Here is an 18,465-nt window from a genome sequence, read left to right as displayed (position 1 = left end):
TCACACGACGGCGGTCACGGTCCCCGCCCCGACGGTCCGGCCGCCCTCACGGATGGCGAACCCGAGCCCGGGCTCCAGCGGCACGTCCCGCCCCAGCTCCACGGTCATGGTGACCGTCTCGCCGGGCCGGGCGACCGCCACCTCGCCGAGGTCGACATCCCCCACCACATCGGCGGTCCGGATGTAGAACTGCGGCCGGTACCCCGTCGCGACGGGCGTCGTACGACCCCCCTCACGCGAGGACAGCACGTACACCTGCGCCGAGAACCGCCGTCGCGGCTCCACGCTGCCCGGCGCGGCCACCACATGCCCACGCCGTACGGCGTCCCGGGGAACGCCCCGCAGCAGCAGCGCCACGTTGTCCCCGGCCTGCGCCTCGTCCATGGGCTTGCCGAAGGTCTCGAGCCCGGTGACGACCGTCTCGACCTCCGCCCCGAGCACTTCGACCCGGTCGCCCACCCGTACCGTGCCCCGCTCCACCGCACCGGTGACGACCGTCCCGCGGCCGGTGATGGTGAGCACGTTCTCCACCGGCAACAGGAACGGCGCGTCCACGTACCGCTCCGGCATGGGCACATACGTGTCCACCGCGTCGAGCAGCGCGTCGATGGACGCCGTCCACCGGGGGTCGCCCTGGAGTGCGCCGAGCCCGGAGACCCGGACGACAGGCACCGCGTCGCCGCCGTACCCGTGCGTGGTGAGCAGGTCGCGGACCTCCAGCTCGACGAGTTCCACGAGCTCGTCGTCCGCCGCGTCCGCCTTGTTCAGCGCGACGACCACGTGGTCCACGCCCACCTGCCGGGCGAGCAGCACGTGCTCGGCGGTCTGCGGCATGATCCCGTCGAGCGCGGAGACGACGAGGATCGCCCCGTCGAGCTGCGCGGCGCCGGTGACCATGTTCTTGACGTAGTCGGCGTGGCCCGGCATGTCCACGTGCGCGTAGTGCCGGGTGTCGGTCTCGTACTCGACGTGCGCGATGTTGATGGTGATGCCGCGCGCGGCCTCCTCCGGGGCCCGGTCGATGCGGTCGAACGGGACGAAGGTGCCGGCGCCGCGGTCGGCGAGGACCTTGGTGATGGCGGCGGTCAGGGTGGTCTTGCCGTGGTCGACGTGGCCCATGGTGCCGATGTTCAGATGCGGTTTGGTGCGCACGTATGCCGTCTTGGGCATGGCGATTCCTCGAAGCCTCTTCGTAGGTGACGGGGACCCCGGGGAACCGGCCGACCCTCCCCCTGCGGGGTCCGCCGGACAATCCGGAGAGGGTCAGCTTCGGGCGCCGTCGGCAGCGGCCAGGAAGATCTCGACGGCAGCCTTCGGCGCATCCGCGACTGCGGATGCTGCGAAGAGGAAGGCGTGCCGGAACATGAGGCCGATCATCGCCGACACCGTGCCCGGCGTCGAACGATTTTCCGTGGCCGGGGAGTTCAGGCGCCGATGTTCTTGAGCGCTTCGCGCACCGACAGCGGCGCGAAGCGGCCCTTCTCCCGGGCGAGGAAGGACCGTACGGCCTCCGGGTCGGTCTTGGCGTACTCGCGCAGCGCCCAGCCGATCGCCTTGCGGATGAAGAAGTCGGGGTGTCCGGACTGGCTCAGGCAGTAGGCGAAGAGGCGGTCGGCGTCGGTGCGGTCCTTGTAGCGCAGCTGGTGGAGCAGGGCGGTACGGGCGATCCACAGGTCGTCGTCCACGATCCAGGCGTCCATGTCGGCCGTGAGCTTCGGGTCGGCGGTCACCAGCGCGCCGACGACGTGCGCGGCGAGCAGGTCGACGGTGTCCCACCAGGGGACCGTGGAGACGAGGTGCCGGGCCACGGGCAGGAAGCCGGACGGGAGCACGCGCGCGTGGCGGCGCAGGTAGTCGACGGCGAAGTACTGGTACTCGCGCTCGGGCAGTGCCCAGCAGCGCAGCGCGATCGCGGTGCAGTCGGCCTCGTCGGGGCGGGGCGTGCCCTCCAGGACGGTGCGGGACAGGGAGCGGCGCACGGGCGTGGTGAGGCCGAGGAAGGGGGCTACGTCCTTCATGTACGCGCGCATGGGCCCGGCCCGCCCGGGGTCCGCGGCGCCGCCGTAGACGGTGGTGAGCCGCTCCAGCACGGTGTCCGCAAGAGTGCTGTGCGGCAGTGAGGGAGATCCCACACCTGTGACGCTCATGAGACGAACCATACGGCGATCACACACATCGGTCGGTTAGTGTCACCGGATGCTCGATGCCACCACCCGCTCTGGGGGCACCGCCACGGCCGCTCCCCCGGCCGCCGCCACGGAGCTCGCCCTCACCGCACCCGTCCCGGTCGGTCTCGCCGCCCGCTGCTCCAGAGTGCTGCTCTCGCCGTGGTCGCGGCTCTCCCTGCTCGTCGCGCTGCTCGTGGCGGCCGGGTCGACCGTGCTGCTCCTGGAGCCGCAGCGGCTGCTGGCCGACGGCTGGCCACCGCAGCTCGGCGGCGCCGCGGCCGCCCTGGTGTTCGCGGTGGCGTACGGGCTGTGCTCGGTGGCGTTCGTGCCGCGTCCGCTGCTGAACCTGGCCGCGGGCGCCCTCTTCGGCTCGCAGCTGGGTCTCGGCGCCGCGCTGGCGGGTACGGTGCTCGGCGCCGGCATCTCCTTCACGCTGGGCCGGGTGCTGGGCCAGGACGCTCTCCGCCCGCTGCTGCGCGGTCGCCTGCTGACGGGGGCGGACGGCCAGCTCAGCCGTCACGGTTTCCGTTCGATGCTGGCGATCCGGCTGTTCCCGGGCGTTCCGTTCGCCGCCGCCAACTACTGCGCCGCGGTCTCACGCATGGGGTACGTGCCGTTCCTGCTGGCGACGGCGCTCGGCTCGATCCCGAACACCGCCGCGTACGTCGTGGCGGGCGCGCGTGCCTCGACACCGACGTCCCCGGCGTTCCTGATCGCCATGGCGGCGATCGCGGTGCCGGCGCTGGTCGGGGCGGCGGTGGCGTGGCGCAAGCGCCACCATCTCCGGGCACGCTGAGCGCCCCGCGACCGCTCACACGCCCTCGAGCACCATGGCGTTGGCGAGCCCGCCCGCCTCACACATGGTCTGCAACGCGTACCGAGCCCCACGCTCCCGCATGGCGTGCACCAGGGTCGTCGTCAGTCGCGTACCGCTCGCCCCCAGCGGATGCCCGATCGCGATGGCACCCCCGTGCGCGTTGACCTTGTCCAGGTCCGCGCCCGTCTCCTGCTGCCACGCCAGCACCACGCTGGAGAACGCCTCGTTGACCTCGAACAGGTCGATGTCGTCCAGGGTCAGTGACGCCCTGCGCAGCACCTTCTCCGTGGCCGGGATCACCCCGGTGAGCATGAGCATCGGATCGGACCCCGTGACGGCGAAGCTGTGCAGCCGGGCCAGCGGTCGCAGGCCGAGCCGGGCCGCGGTCTCGCTCGACGTGATCAACACGGCCGACGCGCCGTCGTTGACCGGGCTCGCGTTGCCCGCGGTGACGTTCCACTCGATCTGCGGGAAGCGCTCGGCGAAGGCCGGGTCGTAGTACGCGGACCTGAGCCCGGCGAGGGTCTCGGCCGTGCTGGACGGCCGTACGCACTCGTCGCGCACGACACCCTCCAGCGGCGCGACCTCCGCGTCGAACAGCCCCTTCTCCCAGGCCTCGGCCGCCTTGAGATGGGAGGACACCGCGAACGCGTCCATCTGCTCGCGCGCGATCGACCACTTCGCCGCGATGAGCTCGGCGCTGATGCCCTGCGGGACGAGCCCCTCCGGGTAGCGCTCGGCGACTCCGGGGCCGAAGGGGTCCTTGCCGGGCGGCACGTTGGACCACATCGGCACCCGGCTCATCGACTCGACACCGCAGGCCACGACGAGGTCGTAGGCGCCGGAGATGACGCCCTGGGCCGCGAAGTGCACGGCCTGCTGGGAGGAGCCGCACTGGCGGTCCACGGTGGTCGCCGGGACCGTCTCCGGGAAGCCCGCCGACAGGAGGGCGTAACGGGTGGTGTTCATGGCCTGTTCGCCGACCTGGTCGACGGTGCCGCCGATGACGTCGTCGATGAGGGCCGGGTCGACTCCGGAGCGCTCGACGAGGGTGCGCAGGGTGTGGGCGAGGAGCTCGACGGGGTGGACGTGCGCGAGGGCGCCGTTCGGCTTGCCCTTGCCCATGGGGGTGCGTACGGCTTCGACGATGACTGCGTCACGCATGTTGCGGGCCTCCACGACTACTGGTGAGTAGGAAATCCAAACTCACCATAGCCCTGTGGGTTGGAAAATCAAACCTTCTCCCGTAGCTCCCCTAGAATCAGGGCCATGGCCGCCACCAAAGACCCGCGCCCCTGTTCCATCGCCGACGCCCTGGCTCTCGTCGGCGAGAAGTACTCCCTGCTCGTCCTGCGCGAGGTCTGCCTCGGCAACGGTCGCTTCGACCAGCTGGTGCGCAACATCGGCGCCCCGCGCGACATCCTCGCCACACGTCTGCGCCGGCTCGTCGACGCCGGGATCCTCACCAAGCGGGCCTACAGCGAGCGGCCGCAGCGCTTCGAGTACCGGCCCACCCGGGCGGGGCTCGAACTGGAGCCGGTCCTGGTCACCCTGATGGCCTGGGGCGACCGCCACCTCCGCGAGGGCGACGACCGCCCGATGGTGGTCGAACACGTCTGCGGCAACGAACTGGCCCCGGTCGTCACCTGCGCCGCGTGCGGTGAGCAGGTCCGTCACGAGGACCTCACGGCCCATCCGCAGGCACCCGGCTGGACGGTGGCGGGGCCCTCGGCGGCGTGACCGCCCCCGGAGCTCAGGCGTGCGCGCGGCAGAACGCGCGGACCGCCTGGTTGAACTCCTGCGGACGCTCCAGGTTGCTGACATGCCCCGCGCCCGGAATCACCACCAGTTCGGCCCCTGGGATCGCCTCGTGGAACGCGTGGGCGACGCTCAGCGGTGAGCGCGCGTCCAGCTCTCCCCAGAGCAGCAGCGTCGGCACCGTGATGTCCGCCAGCAGGTCGTTCTGGTCGGTCTCGGCCATCATCCGGAGCTGCGCCTCCAGCGTGCGCGGACGCACGTCGCGCGCCATGGCGTCGAGCAGCGGCACGAACTCGGCGGGCGGGTCCCCGGCGAACAGCCCCGGCAGCGTCGGATCGAACTGCTCCCGGGGCGCGGCGAGCATCCGCTTCGTCCCTTCGACGCGGGCCGCGACCTCCTCCGGGGGCAGCGAGCCCTTCCAGCCGGCGTAGGTGTCGACCAGGAGCAGCGTCCTGACGACCGACGGGTGACGGCGGTACAGCTCCAGCACGACCGTCCCGCCCCAGGACAGACCGGCGACGTGGGCCGGTCCGAGCCGCAGCTCCTCGATCAGCGCGGCGAGGCAGTCGGCGTAGTCCGCGAGGCCGAACCCGGCGGGGATGCCCGAGGAACGTCCGGACCCCGGCTCGTCCCAGGCCACGACCGTGAACTCGTCGGCCAGTCCGGAGAGTTGCGGCTGCCACATGCGGGCGTAGACGGCCGCGCCGTGCACGAGGACCAGAGGCGGTCCTTGGCCGACGCGGTCGTAGGCGATCTCAAGCGCGCCCACCTGCACCGTGGCCATGACTCCAGGCTAGACGCACCCGCGAACGGTGTCCCGTCGACCGGAGCGCGGCTCAGCCGCCTCTGTAGACGTCCAGCCGCCCGCACATCCCGAACCTGCCGTGTTCCGAAGGCTGTTCGGACCGTACGACGGCGTCGGAGAGGTGGGAGAGATCGCCCTGTTCGAGGCGGTCGAGCTGCTCCCCCGTCGCCGCGGCGGCGGCCGCCGCGCCGTTCCGCCAGCGCTCGCGCCACTCGGCCAGTCGCGGCCGTACGAGCGCGGCGGCGGCCCGATGGAAGTCGGCCAGCCCCTCCGGGGTCTGGCGCAGCGCTCGGTAGCCCGTCACGGCCAGATCGCGGCGGGCCCGGGCGATCCGCTCCCGCTCCGCCTCGGGCGCGTCCGCGGGGATCGCGGTCGCGGCGGCGTACGTCTCCGGGTCGGTCAGGTACTCCGGGGGCAGCGTGAGCACCGCGTCCCCCGCCTCCGGCAGCCCGCTGTTCTGCATCAGGACGGTGATGCGCAGATCGTCCTCGTTGACCAGCCGGTGGATGGTGCCCGGCGTGAACCGGGCGACCGTGCCGGGTACGAGGGGCGTCACCTCGTACCCGGACGTCGTGAGCGTCTGTACCGAACCCCGGCCGCCGGTGACGACGTACGCCTCCGAACAGGTCAGGTGCATATGGGGAGTTCCGCCGGCGACACCGTCGGCGGCGGGCCAGTCGTAGACGCACAGGTGCGAGACGGCGACCCCGCCGGGCAGTCCCTCGTGGGCGGTCGTCACGGGCGGGCCTCCCGGTACCCGGCGGTCACCACGCGTGGGTCTCCAGGTACTTGGCGATCTCCTCCCGCTCCCAGGCGCCGTCGGCGACGACGACGCGGTAGCGGCGGGTGAGGGTGTCGCCGGGGGCGAGGGCGAACTCGTCGTAGAAGGCCCAGGAAGGGGCCACGCCGGCCCAAGGCTCGTTGCGGACGAACCAGTGGGCCGGGTGGGCGCCTTCGGTGCCGAGGTGGTCGTTCTCCGGGGCGTGCTCGAAGACGAGGGTGGCGTGGCCGTCCGTGCCGTCGTGCTCGCCGGACAGGGCCAGCCAGGGCGCCTGTTCGCCCAGCAGGCCGGGACCCTCGGCGTCCGGCGCGATGATGCGACCGTCGCGGAAGGCGCGCGGGCCGCGCCAGAACAGGCCCGTGTACCCGGCGAGTTCACGTCCGGCGGTGGTGGGGCTGCCGAAGACCAGCGGCTCGTCGCGCCGGTTGGTGATCGCGCTCGTCCAGGTCAGCGCCCAGGAGCCGGACGCCCGGTCGACGTCGTGGATCTCGATCCGGCGCTCCTCGTCGGCCCACAGCTCACCGCTGTACGGGTGCCAGGTGAGCCGCTCGGCGATGACGACCCGGTCGCCGTCCGTGGAGACCTCGTCGAAGCCGACGTGGGCCATCGAGCCGACGCGTTCGGGGAGTTCGAGGTAGCCCTCGCCGTGCACGTACGAGTTGCCGCCCCACAGGTTGGCGCCCGAGAGGTGCGAGGCGGTCAGGGACAAGCCCTTGTGCCAGCGGTGGTCGTTGGGCCGGTAGTCGGTGACGATGTCGCCGGTCAGGGTCCGCAGCGGGTGGATGTACGGCTTGGGGGCCTCCCAGGCCGCTTCCGGCCGGTACACGTACGAGAGCAGCTCCACGCCGGTGGCCGGGTCGGTCACGGTGACGCGGTCGCCGTGCGCGTGGACGATGCGCAGTCCGGTCATACGGGCACCTCCTCGCTGACGACGGGCGCCCAGCCGGACGCGTTGCCGTGCATGGCCGTGTAGAACGGGTCGCCCGGGCCGATCTCGCCCGCCCGCACCGTGACATCCGTGAACGCCGACTTGTACAGCGCGGCGATCAGCTCCAGGCTGCCACGTCCGTCGGCACCGCTGCTGCGCGGACGCTCCCCGGCGCGCATGCTCGCGACCAGTTCGCGCAGCTGCTCCGTGTGCGAACTGGGCACGTCGGCGCCGAAGTCCCGCCAGGCGGCGGCCTGCTCGTCCGGCACGCCGGGGGCCGGGGTGACGGTCCAGTTCTCGTTGCTGTGACCGTACAGATGGGTGAGTTCGACGGTCGCGCGCTCGCAGTCGATGCGGATGCGGCTGACCTCGTCGGGGCTCAGCACGCTGTTCACAACCGTCGCCAGCGCACCGTTGCGGAAGCGGATCAGCGCGGTGGAGACGTCCTCGGTCTCCACGTCGTGGACCAGCCGCCCGGCCATGGCGCGCACCTCGCTCCACGGGCCGAGCAGGTCGAGGAGGAGGTCCATCTGGTGGATGCCGTGGCCCATCGCCGGGCCACCGCCCTCGGTCTCCCAGCGGCCGCGCCAGGGCACGGCGTAGTACGCGGTGTCGCGGTACCAGGTGGTCTGGCAGTGCGCGACGAGCGGGCGGCCCAGGTCCTGCCCGTCGAGCAGCCGGCGCACATGCCGGGTGCCGGAGCCGAAGCGGTGCTGGAAGACGATCGCGGCGTACGGGCCGCCGTCCTTGCCCTCCTCGGCCTCCACGGCGTCGAAGTCGGCGAGTGTGGGCACCGGCGGCTTCTCGCACCACACCCAGGCCCCGGCGCGCAGCGCGGCGACGGTCTGGTCGCGGTGCAGGGTCGGCGGGGTGCAGATGCTGACGACGTCGGGGCGCTGCTCGCGCAGCATGAGGTCCAGGTCGGTGTAGCCGTGCGGGACCCCGCTCGCCGCGCAGAACTCCTCGACGGCCTTGGCATCGATGTCAACCGCCGCGACCACCTCGACCTCGCCCTCCGCGGCGAGCGCGCCGAACGCGGTCAGGTGGGAGCCCCGGGCGATGGCGCCGGTACCGATGACGGCGACCCGGATACGGCGGCCGTCGTAGGGAGTGGTGGGTGACATGGACGCGATCAGCACTCCTCGAACGAACGGCGGACAGCGCCGACACCTGCCATCGGAGCAGCAAGCGCTTTCTCTCCGCAGCAACCTAAGCGGCCGCACCCTGGCCGGTCAACAGCTCGTACCCCCCGCTCAGCGCCGCCCGGCCCGCACCCTGTGCCAGGCCTGTCACCTGAGGCCGCTAGGCTGCCCTCCACACCTGTGATCACCGTGCCCGGACGGCCCGGTGTGCCCGTTGCTCCTCCCCCCGATCAGCGCTTGGACTCCCTACCTTCATGTCTTGGTTTGAATCCTTCATCCTCGGACTCGTCCAGGGGCTGACCGAGTTCCTCCCCGTGTCCTCCAGTGCGCACCTGCGGCTGACCGCGGCCTTCGCGAAGTGGGACGACCCCGGCGCGGCCTTCACCGCCATCACCCAGATCGGCACCGAGGCGGCCGTGCTGATCTACTTCCGCAAGGACATCGGGCGGATCATCTCGGCGTGGACCCGGTCGCTGTTCAACAAGGAGATGCGCAGCGACCACGACGCCCAGATGGGCTGGCTGGTGATCGTCGGCTCGATCCCCATCGGTGTGCTCGGCGTGACGCTCAAGGACCAGATCGAGGGGCCGTTCCGCGATCTGCGGATCACGGCGACGATGCTGATCGTGGTGGGCATCATCATCGGCATCGCCGACCGGCTGGCGGCCCGCGACGAGAGCGGCGGCAAGCACCGCGCGGCCAAGCAGCGCAAGGGCCTGGAGGATCTGGGCGTACGGGACGGTCTGATCTTCGGCCTCTGCCAGGCCTGCGCCCTCATCCCGGGCGTCTCCCGCTCCGGCGCCACCATCAGCGGTGGCCTGTTCATGGGCTACAAGCGCGAGTCCGCGGCCCGTTACTCCTTCCTCCTCGCCATCCCCGCGGTCCTCGCGTCCGGTCTCTTCGAGACCAAGGACGCGATGGAGGGCGGTCACGTCGACTGGCCCCAGACGATCTTCGCGACGATCATCGCGTTCGTCGTCGGATATGTCGTCATCGCGTGGTTCATGAAGTTCATCTCCACCAAGAGCTTCATGCCCTTCGTCTGGTACCGCATCGCGCTCGGCATCGTGATCATCCTGCTGGTGACGTTCGGCGGGCTGAGCCCGCACGCTGCGGAGTCGGCGGGCTGACACGAGGCGGCGGCCGGCGCGACGGCGCACCCGCCAGCGGAGTCAACACGTTCGCACAGCGAACTCCGTGACCCATCACATACGTTGTGTGTAGCCGTTCGGTAGCGCAGTGTCAGTTCCTGCCCTTAGGCTTGTCGGCATGCCCCCCTATTCCGTGGCCTCTGGTTCCGTGCGGTCTGCTGCCGAAGTGAACGAGCAGATCCGTGCGCTGTGGCTGCGAGCAGGCGGTTCTCTGTCGGCCCAGGAGCGCGAGGAGTACGAGCTGCTGGTGGTCGAGTGGGCGGCCGCGATCCGGGGCAACGTCATCAAGGCGGCCTGAACGAGAGCCTGGGGCTCAGTCGTTGGCGGGGCCGTAGTGCAGGACACCGTCGCGCGGCACCAGATGTCCGACGCCCGTCTTCTCGGACAGCTCACCGGCCAGCGATGCCGCGTCGACACAGCCGGAGACCTCCCATCCGACCGCCGCGCAGCTGAAGGGCGCCCTGCGGAAGGCCTCGATGCCGATGGCGGCCGGCCAGTCGTCGATCAGCGCGGAGCGGTAGAAGGGCCCGCCGTCCCCCGTGGCGACACCCACCGCGGCCAGCGCTCCGTGGGGCACAGAGAAGTCCAGCCAGTCACTGCTGTCGTCACCGCCGCGGACCGCCATGACCCCGCACACGACGAGTTCCGCCGAGGGCAGCCGGACCCGGCCGTGGAGACGCCCGAACTCCTCCAGCGAGGCGACCGTGCAGGGCACCGCCTCCTGCTCCTCCGGCTCCCGGTCCCCGCGCCCGAAGCACCCCTCCACTTCCGCCGCCGCCCACACCGCGCCCAGGACGGCCTGAAGCCCCGCGTCGTCCGTCGAGCCGACCTCGATGCCCAGCTCGTAGAAGCTGTCGGACCGGAACTGGTGACGGAAGGAGGCGGCATGTGTCATCGGACGATGATCCCTCACCGGTCACCGAGGCGCCTCCTAGGATCCACCCCATGGAGCATCTCGACAGCGTCCCCCCGCGCCAGGGCCTCGTCATCTTCCTGAACGGCACGTCGAGTTCGGGCAAGTCGAGCATCGCGGCCGAACTGCTCCAGATCCTCGACGAGCCGTACTTCCACATGCCCGTGGACGCGTTCCACGCGATGCGGTCCAGCGTCCCCGTGCCACCGGACCAGGTCGGCACCCTGCTGCACCGTACCTGGCAGGGCTTCCACCGCGCGGTCGCGGGGATGGCGGCCGCCGGGAACAACGTCGTCGTCGACCATGTGCTGAGCGCCGAGTGGCGGCTCCGCGACTGCCTCGCGCTGTTCGTGCCCCGGGACGTGGTGCTCGTCGGCGTGCACTGCCCACCGGACGAGCTGGCACGCCGGGAGCGTGCGCGGGGCGACCGGCCGCCCGGGCTCGCGGCCCGCCAGCTGGCGCAGGTGCACTCCCACGGGGTCTACGACGTCGAGTGCGACACGGCCGACGCGACCCCGCGGGAATGCGCCCTGCGGATCAAGGAGTTCCTGCCGGACCGTCCGGCGCCGACGGCGTTCGAGCGGCTGCGCGCAGCCCGCTGAGGCGGTGGGTCACCCGTCCAGCAGGCCCAAGGCCTCACGGAAGTCGTCGTAGGCCTCTCCGTACTGACGGGCCGCGAGCAGGAACATGGAACGGTCCGTCAAGGCCCGGCCCAGCTCCTCCCCTTCGGCGAGGCGACGGGCGAGGGCCACCCTCTCGTCGAAGACGGGGCGGAGCGGCTTCAGGATGCGGTGGTTGCGGCGCTCCCGGTACACGGCGGTACGGATGGCCAGTCTGCGGTGCAGGGCGACCAGTTCGGGCAGAGCGGCGGACGGGTCGTGCCGTAGCGCCTCGACCTCCTCTTCGAGTGGCCCCAAGCCCTTGAAATACGCCTCCCTGACGTCGGGCGACCAATGGTGAAGTGCCTCACCGAAGGCGGGCCCCGGCGCGTCCGGGGACGGCGTGGGCTCCGCCGACCGGCCCGACAGGGCCAACAGGGTGCTCCACCACGACAGGATGTTGCTCCAGCTCCTGGGCTCCCCGGTGAGGTCCAGCTCGGTCAGGTGAGCGAGGGCCTCCCGCCGGGCCGTACGGGCCTCGTCCCGACGCCCGGCGGCGTCCAGCATCCCGGCCAGGTGGACCAGTTGCCAGACCTGGATCGCCAACGCCGTCTTCTCCGCTGCCACTTCCGCCCTGGTGACCTCCACCACTTCCGCGAAGACGTCCAGGGCCTCCTCCTGCCGTCCGGCGGCGTCCAGTTCGGCCGCCAGGGCGACCATCGACCAGAAGGAGTTGTCTCCCGGAGTCAGCGGGCGCTCCGCGTCGGCGGACCTCCCGCAGATCTCCGCCGCTTCCCCGTGCCGCCCCTCCTCGGCCAGTGCCACCGCCAACTGCCGATGCCCGTAAGCGGGGCTCTTCACCTGACCGTGCTCGAAGCCCCACCGACCGGCCTCGGCCATCTCCTCGCAGACGGCCATGCCCTCCGCCCGGCGCCCCAGCTCGTAGAGACCGAACCGGTAGGCGTCCAGGGCCCGGACCAGCAACTCGGTGCGCTTCGGTTCGCCTTCGTCGACCCGCCGCGCCGCGGCCGCCGCCTCCTCGTGCCAGGCCAGCTGCGCCTCCGGCACATTCCAGATCTCCGGGTGGTACCCGGCCGACAGCAACGCCTCGGCCAGTTTCGGCATATAGGTCAACGGACTCACCACCGCCAGCACCCGGTACGCCTCGACCTGTCGGCCCACGCTCAGCCTGCCGGACTCCAGCAGCATCGTCCGCGCCCTGAGCACCGCATCCTGATCGACCTTCTCCGCGTGATCCATGACGGCGATTCTGGGAGCCCGAACACGGGTCGAACAAGGCTGCTGAGCAGTGCCGTTCGTCCTACGAAAACGGCGTCCGACCTGTCATGATGAAGACGTCTTCACCCCTGAGGGGCACCTGGCGGCCCTTCGGTCGCGGTCACGCCGATGCCCGAAATCCTTCGTACGGCACCGGAGTTCCCTTCGCTACCGTCGTGCCATGCGAGCCATCGTCGTAGGCGCGGGCATCGGAGGGCTGGCCGCGACGCTGAGTCTGCGTCGCGCCGGGCACGAGGTCACGCTGGTCGAGCAGCAGCCGCGGTTCACGGAGGCCGGCGCCGGGATCCAGCTCGCGCCCAACGCCACGCGGGTGCTGCGCCGTCTGGACCGGCTCGACGCGGTCGCCGCGCAGGCCGCCCCGCCGGGCCCCCTGAGCTTCCGCACCTGGTCCGACGGGACGGAGATCTGCCGTTACACGCTGGGCCGCGAGGTCGACGACGAGTTCGGGGCGCCCTATCTGCAACTGCACCGGGCCGATCTTCAGCAGGCACTGGCCGCCGCCGTGCCGCCCGAGTCGGTGCGGCTCGGCACCCGGGTCGTGGGGATCGGCCAGGACGAGAGGTCCGCGCAGGTGACGACGGCCTCCGGCGAGCGGCTGACCGCGGATCTCGTCGTGGCCGCGGACGGCATCCGCTCCGCGGCCCGGCAGTGGCTCTTCGGCGCGGACGAGGCGGTGTTCTCGAAGACCGCCGCGTACCGCGCGCTCCTCCCGGCCGAGCAGGTCGCCGATCTGGACCTGCCGGACACCGGGATCTGGCTCGGGCCCGGCCGGCACTTCGTCCACTACCGGGTGCGCCGCGGTGAACTCCTCAACGTCGTCGCCGTGTTCGGGACGGATACGGCACAGGAGTCGTGGACAGCCCTCGCGGAGCCCGGGGAGCCGCTGCGCGCCTTCGAGGGATGGGAACCCCGGATCGTCAGGGTCCTCGAACGCGCGGGACGGATGTACCGCTGGGGCATCCACACCCGTGCCCCGCTCACCCGTTGGAACTCCGGACGGGTGACTCTGCTGGGCGACAGCGCCCACGCGATGGTGCCGTTCCAGGCTCAGGGCGCGGCCCAGGCGATCCTCGACGCGGCGGTGCTCGGCGACTGCCTCGGGGACACGGACCCGGCCGACGTACCCGCCGCGCTCGACCGGTACGTACGCCTTCGGCTGGCCACCGCCACGCGCATGCAGGCCCGTTCCGCGCACGCGGGCGACGAGTTCCACCTCCCGGACGGACCCGAGGCCGGCACACGGAACGCCCGCATGGCGGCGCACGCGGCCGAACACAGGTTCCTGCCGGTGGCGACCGCATGGGCGACCGACACCCTCGACGAGCACACGACGCCATGAGGCACCGCCCACGCCGCCGTCGACCAGCGGGGCACACCACGAGTCACCACCCGGCCCGCCACCCGAATGTCACCGCACGCCTCTTGGCCACGCCCGGCCCATGCCCAACACTGAGCCGATGACGCAGCGTGTGGAGCTCGCCACCGTGATGGACCGGCTGGCCGTCGACGAACTGATCACCGAGTACGCGGTGGCCGTGGACGACGGCGACTGGGAGGGGTACCGGAAGCTGTTCACCCCGGACGGACGCGCGGACTACCGCTCGGCCGGCGGTGTCGAGGGAGACGCCGGGCAGATCGCCACCTGGCTCGCGGAGAACCTGCGGGTGTTCTCGATGCGGCAGCACCTGATCGTCAACCGGCGCGTCACTTTCGGCCAGTGGGACCACGACACGGGCGACACGGCCCGTGTCCAGGCCGACTACGTCAACCCGATGCGTATCGACCGGGACGGCGACGGATCCGGCGCGGCCCCGGACTTCATCTGCGGCGGCCGCTACACCTTCGGGCTGCTGCGCACGTACGACGGCTGGCGACTGCGCGAGGTCGTCGTGCGGGAGAAGTGGCGGCGCCTCCCTGCCCCCGCCACACGTCCATGATCAACTGAGTCGACGCCCTCTGTCCCCGGAGCGTCCGCACCACGCACACTGGAGGGACGCACGGGGTAGGGAGGCGCCGTATGACGACACTCGGCCACTGGCTCACCTCCCCCTGGCGGCGTTCCACCGTCGTCGCGCTGGCCGGCGCCCTGCCCGTGCTCGCCTTCCCGGCCCCGTCCCTGTGGTGGTTCGCCTACGTCGCCCTCGTCCCCTGGATCGCCCTGGCCCGCGCCGCTCCGACCGCGAAGAGGGCGGCGTACGACGGCTGGTTCGGCGGGCTCGGCTTCATGCTGGCCATGCACCACTGGCTGCTGCCGAGCCTGCATGTGTTCACGTTCGTCATCGCGGCCCTCCTCGGCGCGCTGTGGGCGCCCTGGGGATGGCTGGTCCGCCGCTTCCTCGCCGGCACGCCCTCGCGGGGCCGGATCTGCGGCGCCCTCCTCGTCCTGCCCTCGGGCTGGCTGCTGGTGGAACTCGTCCGTTCCTGGCAGGGCCTCGGCGGACCGTGGGGGATGCTCGGCGCCAGTCAGTGGGAGGTGGAGCCGGCGCTGCGGCTGGCCTCGGTGGGCGGGGTGTGGCTGGTCAGCTTCCTGGTGGTGGCCATGAACGTCGCGGTCGCCGTGCTGATCACCGTCCGGCAGTCCCGCGTTCCCGCGCTGGCGGGTCTCGTGGCCACGGCCGCCGCGGGCTCGGCGGCCTGGATGTGGTCGCCGCGCCCGGACGCCGACGGCAGCGTACGGATCGCCGTCGTACAGCCGGGCGTCATCGAGGGCGGCGACCGGCGCTTCGCCCGCGAGGAGCAGCTCACCCGTCAACTGGCCGGGCAGGACGTCGACCTGGTGGTCTGGGGCGAGAGCAGTGTCGGCTTCGACCTGGGCGACCGGCCCGACCTCGCCCGCAGGCTCGCCGCGCTCTCGGACGAGACCGGCGCCGACATCCTCGTCAACGTGGACGCCCGGCGCTCCGACAAGCCCGGCATCTACAAGAGTTCGGTGCTGGTCGGCCCCGCCGGGCTCACCGGCGACCGCTACGACAAGATGCGGCTCGTGCCCTTCGGCGAGTACATCCCCTTCCGCTCACTGCTCGGCTGGGCGACCTCGGTCGGCAAGGCGGCGGGCGAGAACCGCAGGCAGGGCACCGAGCAGGTCGTGATGGACGTCGGGCACGGACTGCGGGTCGGTCCGATGGTCTGCTTCGAGTCCGCGTTCCCCGACATGAGCCGACATCTCGCCGAGGACGGCGCCGAGGTGCTGATCGCCCAGTCGGCGACGTCGACCTTCCAGCACAGCTGGGCCCCCGAGCAGCACGCCTCGCTCGCCGCCCTGCGCGCCGCGGAGACGGGCCGCCCGATGGTCCACTCGACCCTGACCGGTGTCTCGGCCGTCTACGGCCCGGAGGGACAGCGGGTCGGCTCATGGCTCGGCACGAGCGCGAGCGCGACGGCGGTCTACGAGGTACCGCTGGCCACGGGTGTCACGCCGTACGTCCGCCTCGGCGACTGGGTGCCCCACACGGCGCTCCTCGTCGTGGCCGCCTGGTGCGCGGGGCAGGGTGTCCGGGCCCTGCGGCTCAGGCGGCCCGCTCCTGAACCGCGCGTACCACCCGCTCGCACAGCTCATGGGTCGCCAGCGCGTCCCGGGCGCTGACCACCTTCCCGGCGCGAACGGCGTCCAGGAACGCCGTCACGACCTGCTCGATGCCCCGCTGCCGGGCGACCGGAACCCAGTCCCCGCGCCGTCGTACGGTCGGCTGCCCCTTGTGGTCGATGACCTCGGCGAGGTTGACCACCTGCCGCTTGGTGTCCTGCCCGGACACCTCCAGGATCTCCTCGGCCGAGCCGCTGAGCCGGTTCATCACCCCGAGCGCGGTGAAGCCGGCGCCGCTGAGCTGGAGCACGACATGGTGCAGGAGCCCGTCCTCGACCCGGGCGCGCACGGTCACGTCGTCGACCGGCCCCGGCGCCAGGAAGCGCAGGGTGTCGACGACATGGATGAAGTCGTCGAGGATCATCGACCGCGGCTCCTCCGGCAGCCCGATCCGGTTCTTCTGCATGAGGATCAGCTCGCGCGGATGGTCGGCGCACTGCGCGTACCCGGGCGCGTAGCGCCGGTTGAAGCCGACCGCGAGGGACACCTCCCGCTCCTCCGCGAGGGCCACCAGCCGCTGCGAGTCGGCGAGTTCGTACGCCAGCGGCTTGTCCACGTACGTCGGTACGCCCGCCTCAAGCAACCGCGTCACGATCTCGGGGTGCACGGCGGTGGGCGCGTGCACGAACGCCGCGTCGAGCCCCTCGGCCAGCAGTGAGTCGAGATCCTGATGGCGCCGGCCCTCGGGGAGGTGGAGGCCGTCGGCGACCCTGGCGAGCGTGGCCGGTGTGCGGGTCTGAAGGTGGAGTTCGACGCCGGGCAGACCGCCGAGCACCGGCAGATAGGCCTTCCGGGCGATGTCACCGAGTCCGATGCAGCCGACCTTCACTACTGGATCTCCCTACCGCTCGCCCTCGCCTGACAGGACCGAAGCATACGGCGGCCACGGCGGCCGCCAGTCGGCGATGCCGCCGAATCCCCGCAGGAAGAGGGCCGGACCGGCGAGGGAGAGGGCGGCGATCGTGGACTTGCGTACGGCCGTCAGCGCGCGGTTCGGCGTCATGTTGAGGCGTCCGATCCTGACGGCCCGGCGGGCTATAGCGGTCGTACGGGGGGGGAAGGCGTGCCGTCGCATACACGGCCAGGCCGTCCGCGTGGTGCGCGAGCACGACGGCGTCCTCGATCGCCTGGTTGCCGCCCCGGCCGAGGGTCGGGGGCATGGCGTGCGCGGCGTCACCGAGAAAGGCGACCCGGCCGCGGTCGAAGGCAGGCGGGGACGGCGATGTGATGGACGTCGTGGCGCGGGACGTCCTCGGGGCGGGCGGCGGCGAGCACGGCGGGGATGGGGTCGTGCCGGTGGCCGTAGCGGCGGACGCGTCCGACCCTCTCGTGCGGGGCCGCTCCCCCGCGGGTGCGGGTGCGGGGGCGGCGGCGTACGCGTAGACCGGCCGACCACGAGGCGAAGGTGCTGGTGCTGGCGCTCGACGAGATGCCGGACCCCCGGGCCGGCCGTCCCGCGCTGGTGAAGGCGCCGACTCTGACGACGCACCGCCGCACCCTCACTCGCGACCACACGCTGACCCTCGCCCGCTACGAACCCGCCCTGGAGCCACGCGGCGCCTGAAATACGTGGCTGGAGCCGGTGGATTGGGACACCATGCGGGCATGACGACGCAGCGGAGCGAACCCGCGACCAACGCCGACGAGCGGACCATGCTGGAGGGCTGGCTCGACTACCACCGGCAGACCCTGGCCTGGAAGTGCGAGGGCCTGACCGACGCCCAGCTCAGGACCGCGGCCGTGGAGCCCTCCGAGCTGTCTTTGATGGGGCTGGTGCGGCATCTGGCGGAGTGCGAGCGGGGCTGGTTCCGCAAAGTGCTGGCCGACGACGATCAGGGGCCGCTCTACTACAGCGACGAGGACCCGGACGGCGAGTTCCATCTCACCGAGGCGGACACCTGGGAGGAGGCCTACGCCACCTGGCAGGCCGAGATCGAGGTCGCCCGGCGCAACGCGGCCGGCTTCGGGCTGGACGACATGTCCGCGGGCAAGCACCGGCGCACCGGCGAGCGTTTCAATCTGCGGTGGATCTACACCCACATGATCGAGGAGTACGCCCGCCACAACGGCCACGCCGACCTGATCCGCGAGCGCCTCGACGGCACGACCGGCGACTGACGTCACCCTCGCGGAGGGCCCGCCCTCCGTACGGGGCCGGAGATCACCCGTGCGGGGCAACCTCCGCTTGTCCGCTGTCCCAAACCCGGCGCGACCCAGCAGAGTTGCGCGGGTGCATCGAACGACGACGACCGCAACGCTCCTGGTCACCGTGGCTGTCTCGGCCCTCACCGGCTGTGTGACGGTCCAGCGCCCATCCGTCGCCCCGGGTCCACCGGTGGCGCCGTCCCAGCCGTCGGCGCCCCGGCCCGACGGCCGGGCGGAGCCGCAGGTCGTGCAGGCACCGGCCCAGGAAGCCCTGCAACTGATGGAGTCGTCCCGCAAGTCGAGACGGAGTGCGCCCCTGCCGAAGGAGACACCCCTCTCCTCCGCAGCGGCACCAGCCCCCGAGCAACAGGCACCC

At 71.8% G+C, this 18,465-nt stretch carries 20 protein-coding genes and 2 pseudogenes; 11 read left to right on the top strand and 11 right to left on the bottom strand.

Features of this window, described 5'->3' with window-relative positions; translation table 11 throughout:
• Complete coding sequence (gene tuf / locus HLK59_RS38655; protein ID WP_171146313.1) at positions 1–1,170, bottom strand: elongation factor Tu; 1,170 nt, start codon at positions 1,168–1,170, stop codon at positions 1–3.
• A 254-nt stretch (positions 1,171–1,424) separates the two neighbouring features.
• Entirely contained in the window at positions 1,425–2,147 is a 723-nt protein-coding gene (locus HLK59_RS38650) for a DNA alkylation repair protein (protein WP_171146312.1), read from the bottom strand.
• 49 nt (positions 2,148–2,196) lie between these two features.
• Between HLK59_RS38650 and HLK59_RS38645 the strand changes: the two genes are divergently transcribed.
• A complete protein-coding gene (locus HLK59_RS38645) occupies positions 2,197–2,964 on the top strand; it encodes a VTT domain-containing protein (RefSeq protein ID WP_171146311.1) in 768 nt (255 codons plus the stop codon).
• A gap of 15 nt (positions 2,965–2,979) precedes the next feature.
• Here HLK59_RS38645 and HLK59_RS38640 read toward each other — a convergent pair whose 3' ends face one another.
• On the bottom strand, positions 2,980–4,149 hold the full coding sequence (locus tag HLK59_RS38640) for a thiolase family protein (RefSeq protein ID WP_171146310.1): 1,170 nt from the start codon (positions 4,147–4,149) through the stop codon (positions 2,980–2,982).
• A 105-nt stretch (positions 4,150–4,254) separates the two neighbouring features.
• Between HLK59_RS38640 and HLK59_RS38635 the strand changes: the two genes are divergently transcribed.
• Positions 4,255–4,725 carry a helix-turn-helix domain-containing protein gene (locus tag HLK59_RS38635; protein WP_171146309.1) on the top strand — a complete coding sequence of 157 codons (471 nt, stop codon included), beginning with the start codon at positions 4,255–4,257 and terminating at the stop codon, positions 4,723–4,725.
• Positions 4,726–4,738: 13 nt separating this feature from the next.
• Here HLK59_RS38635 and HLK59_RS38630 read toward each other — a convergent pair whose 3' ends face one another.
• The 4 genes from HLK59_RS38630 to HLK59_RS38615 are packed head-to-tail and all read right to left on the bottom strand — an operon-like array spanning position 4,739 to position 8,381.
• Positions 4,739–5,527 carry an alpha/beta hydrolase gene (locus HLK59_RS38630; RefSeq protein ID WP_171146308.1) on the bottom strand — a complete coding sequence of 263 codons (789 nt, stop codon included), beginning with the start codon at positions 5,525–5,527 and terminating at the stop codon, positions 4,739–4,741.
• A gap of 52 nt (positions 5,528–5,579) precedes the next feature.
• Entirely contained in the window at positions 5,580–6,287 is a 708-nt protein-coding gene (locus HLK59_RS38625; protein ID WP_171146307.1) for a cupin, read from the bottom strand.
• Between the two features lie 25 nt (positions 6,288–6,312).
• Positions 6,313–7,239, bottom strand: a complete 927-nt coding sequence (locus HLK59_RS38620; RefSeq protein WP_171146306.1) for a PmoA family protein — start codon at positions 7,237–7,239, stop codon at positions 6,313–6,315.
• On the bottom strand, positions 7,236–8,381 hold the full coding sequence (locus HLK59_RS38615) for a Gfo/Idh/MocA family oxidoreductase (RefSeq protein WP_171146305.1): 1,146 nt from the start codon (positions 8,379–8,381) through the stop codon (positions 7,236–7,238). The genes HLK59_RS38620 and HLK59_RS38615 overlap by 4 nt, the downstream gene beginning before the upstream one ends.
• A 272-nt stretch (positions 8,382–8,653) precedes the next feature.
• Here HLK59_RS38615 and HLK59_RS38610 point away from each other — a divergent pair, with 272 nt between their 5' ends.
• Positions 8,654–9,529: an undecaprenyl-diphosphate phosphatase gene (locus HLK59_RS38610; RefSeq protein WP_171146304.1), complete on the top strand. Its 876-nt coding sequence runs from the start codon at positions 8,654–8,656 to the stop codon at positions 9,527–9,529.
• A gap of 139 nt (positions 9,530–9,668) precedes the next feature.
• The gene (locus HLK59_RS38605; protein WP_171146303.1) at positions 9,669–9,848 is read left to right on the top strand and encodes a hypothetical protein; all 180 of its coding nucleotides are present in this window, start codon (positions 9,669–9,671) and stop codon (positions 9,846–9,848) included.
• 15 nt (positions 9,849–9,863) lie between these two features.
• Here HLK59_RS38605 and HLK59_RS38600 read toward each other — a convergent pair whose 3' ends face one another.
• The gene (locus HLK59_RS38600; RefSeq protein WP_171146302.1) at positions 9,864–10,445 is read right to left on the bottom strand and encodes a hypothetical protein; all 582 of its coding nucleotides are present in this window, start codon (positions 10,443–10,445) and stop codon (positions 9,864–9,866) included.
• 50 nt (positions 10,446–10,495) lie between these two features.
• Between HLK59_RS38600 and HLK59_RS38595 the strand changes: the two genes are divergently transcribed.
• Positions 10,496–11,065, top strand: coding sequence for an AAA family ATPase (locus HLK59_RS38595; protein WP_171146301.1), 570 nt, complete (start codon positions 10,496–10,498; stop codon positions 11,063–11,065).
• A 9-nt stretch (positions 11,066–11,074) separates the two neighbouring features.
• Here HLK59_RS38595 and HLK59_RS38590 read toward each other — a convergent pair whose 3' ends face one another.
• On the bottom strand, positions 11,075–12,322 hold the full coding sequence (locus HLK59_RS38590) for a hypothetical protein (protein WP_171146300.1): 1,248 nt from the start codon (positions 12,320–12,322) through the stop codon (positions 11,075–11,077).
• 199 nt (positions 12,323–12,521) lie between these two features.
• On the opposite strand from HLK59_RS38590, the gene HLK59_RS38585 reads away from it, so the two are divergent.
• From HLK59_RS38585 to lnt, 3 genes are all read left to right on the top strand, one after another.
• The gene (locus HLK59_RS38585; protein ID WP_171146299.1) at positions 12,522–13,700 is read left to right on the top strand and encodes an FAD-dependent monooxygenase; all 1,179 of its coding nucleotides are present in this window, start codon (positions 12,522–12,524) and stop codon (positions 13,698–13,700) included.
• Positions 13,701–13,818: 118 nt separating this feature from the next.
• A complete protein-coding gene (locus tag HLK59_RS38580) occupies positions 13,819–14,298 on the top strand; it encodes a nuclear transport factor 2 family protein (RefSeq protein WP_171146298.1) in 480 nt (159 codons plus the stop codon).
• Positions 14,299–14,378: 80 nt separating this feature from the next.
• Complete coding sequence (lnt, locus tag HLK59_RS38575; RefSeq protein WP_171146297.1) at positions 14,379–15,944, top strand: apolipoprotein N-acyltransferase; 1,566 nt, start codon at positions 14,379–14,381, stop codon at positions 15,942–15,944.
• On the opposite strand, the gene HLK59_RS38570 is transcribed toward lnt, so the two are convergent.
• Both HLK59_RS38570 and HLK59_RS38565 read right to left on the bottom strand, forming a co-directional pair.
• Positions 15,868–16,773, bottom strand: coding sequence for a Gfo/Idh/MocA family oxidoreductase (locus tag HLK59_RS38570; RefSeq protein WP_171146296.1), 906 nt, complete (start codon positions 16,771–16,773; stop codon positions 15,868–15,870). The genes lnt and HLK59_RS38570 overlap by 77 nt on opposite strands.
• 12 nt (positions 16,774–16,785) lie before the next feature.
• Positions 16,786–17,329: pseudogene (locus HLK59_RS38565) on the bottom strand (FAD-dependent monooxygenase); the annotation flags it as partial.
• A 20-nt stretch (positions 17,330–17,349) separates the two neighbouring features.
• On the opposite strand from HLK59_RS38565, the gene HLK59_RS50590 reads away from it, so the two are divergent.
• The 3 genes and pseudogenes from HLK59_RS50590 to HLK59_RS50585 all read left to right on the top strand — a co-directional run.
• A complete protein-coding gene (locus tag HLK59_RS50590; protein ID WP_206328099.1) occupies positions 17,350–17,508 on the top strand; it encodes a hypothetical protein in 159 nt (52 codons plus the stop codon).
• 41 nt (positions 17,509–17,549) lie between these two features.
• Positions 17,550–18,062: a DinB family protein gene (locus HLK59_RS38560; protein ID WP_171146295.1), complete on the top strand. Its 513-nt coding sequence runs from the start codon at positions 17,550–17,552 to the stop codon at positions 18,060–18,062.
• A 112-nt stretch (positions 18,063–18,174) separates the two neighbouring features.
• Positions 18,175–18,465 (top strand): annotated as a pseudogene (locus HLK59_RS50585) (hypothetical protein); the annotation flags it as partial.

Origin of the sequence: Streptomyces sp. S3(2020) (assembly GCF_013044505.1) — a bacterium.
In the GTDB taxonomy this organism is placed as follows: domain Bacteria; phylum Actinomycetota; class Actinomycetes; order Streptomycetales; family Streptomycetaceae; genus Streptomyces.
The sequence above is the reverse complement of the archived record's forward strand: the minus strand, read 5'-3'. Positions and strand labels throughout refer to the sequence as shown.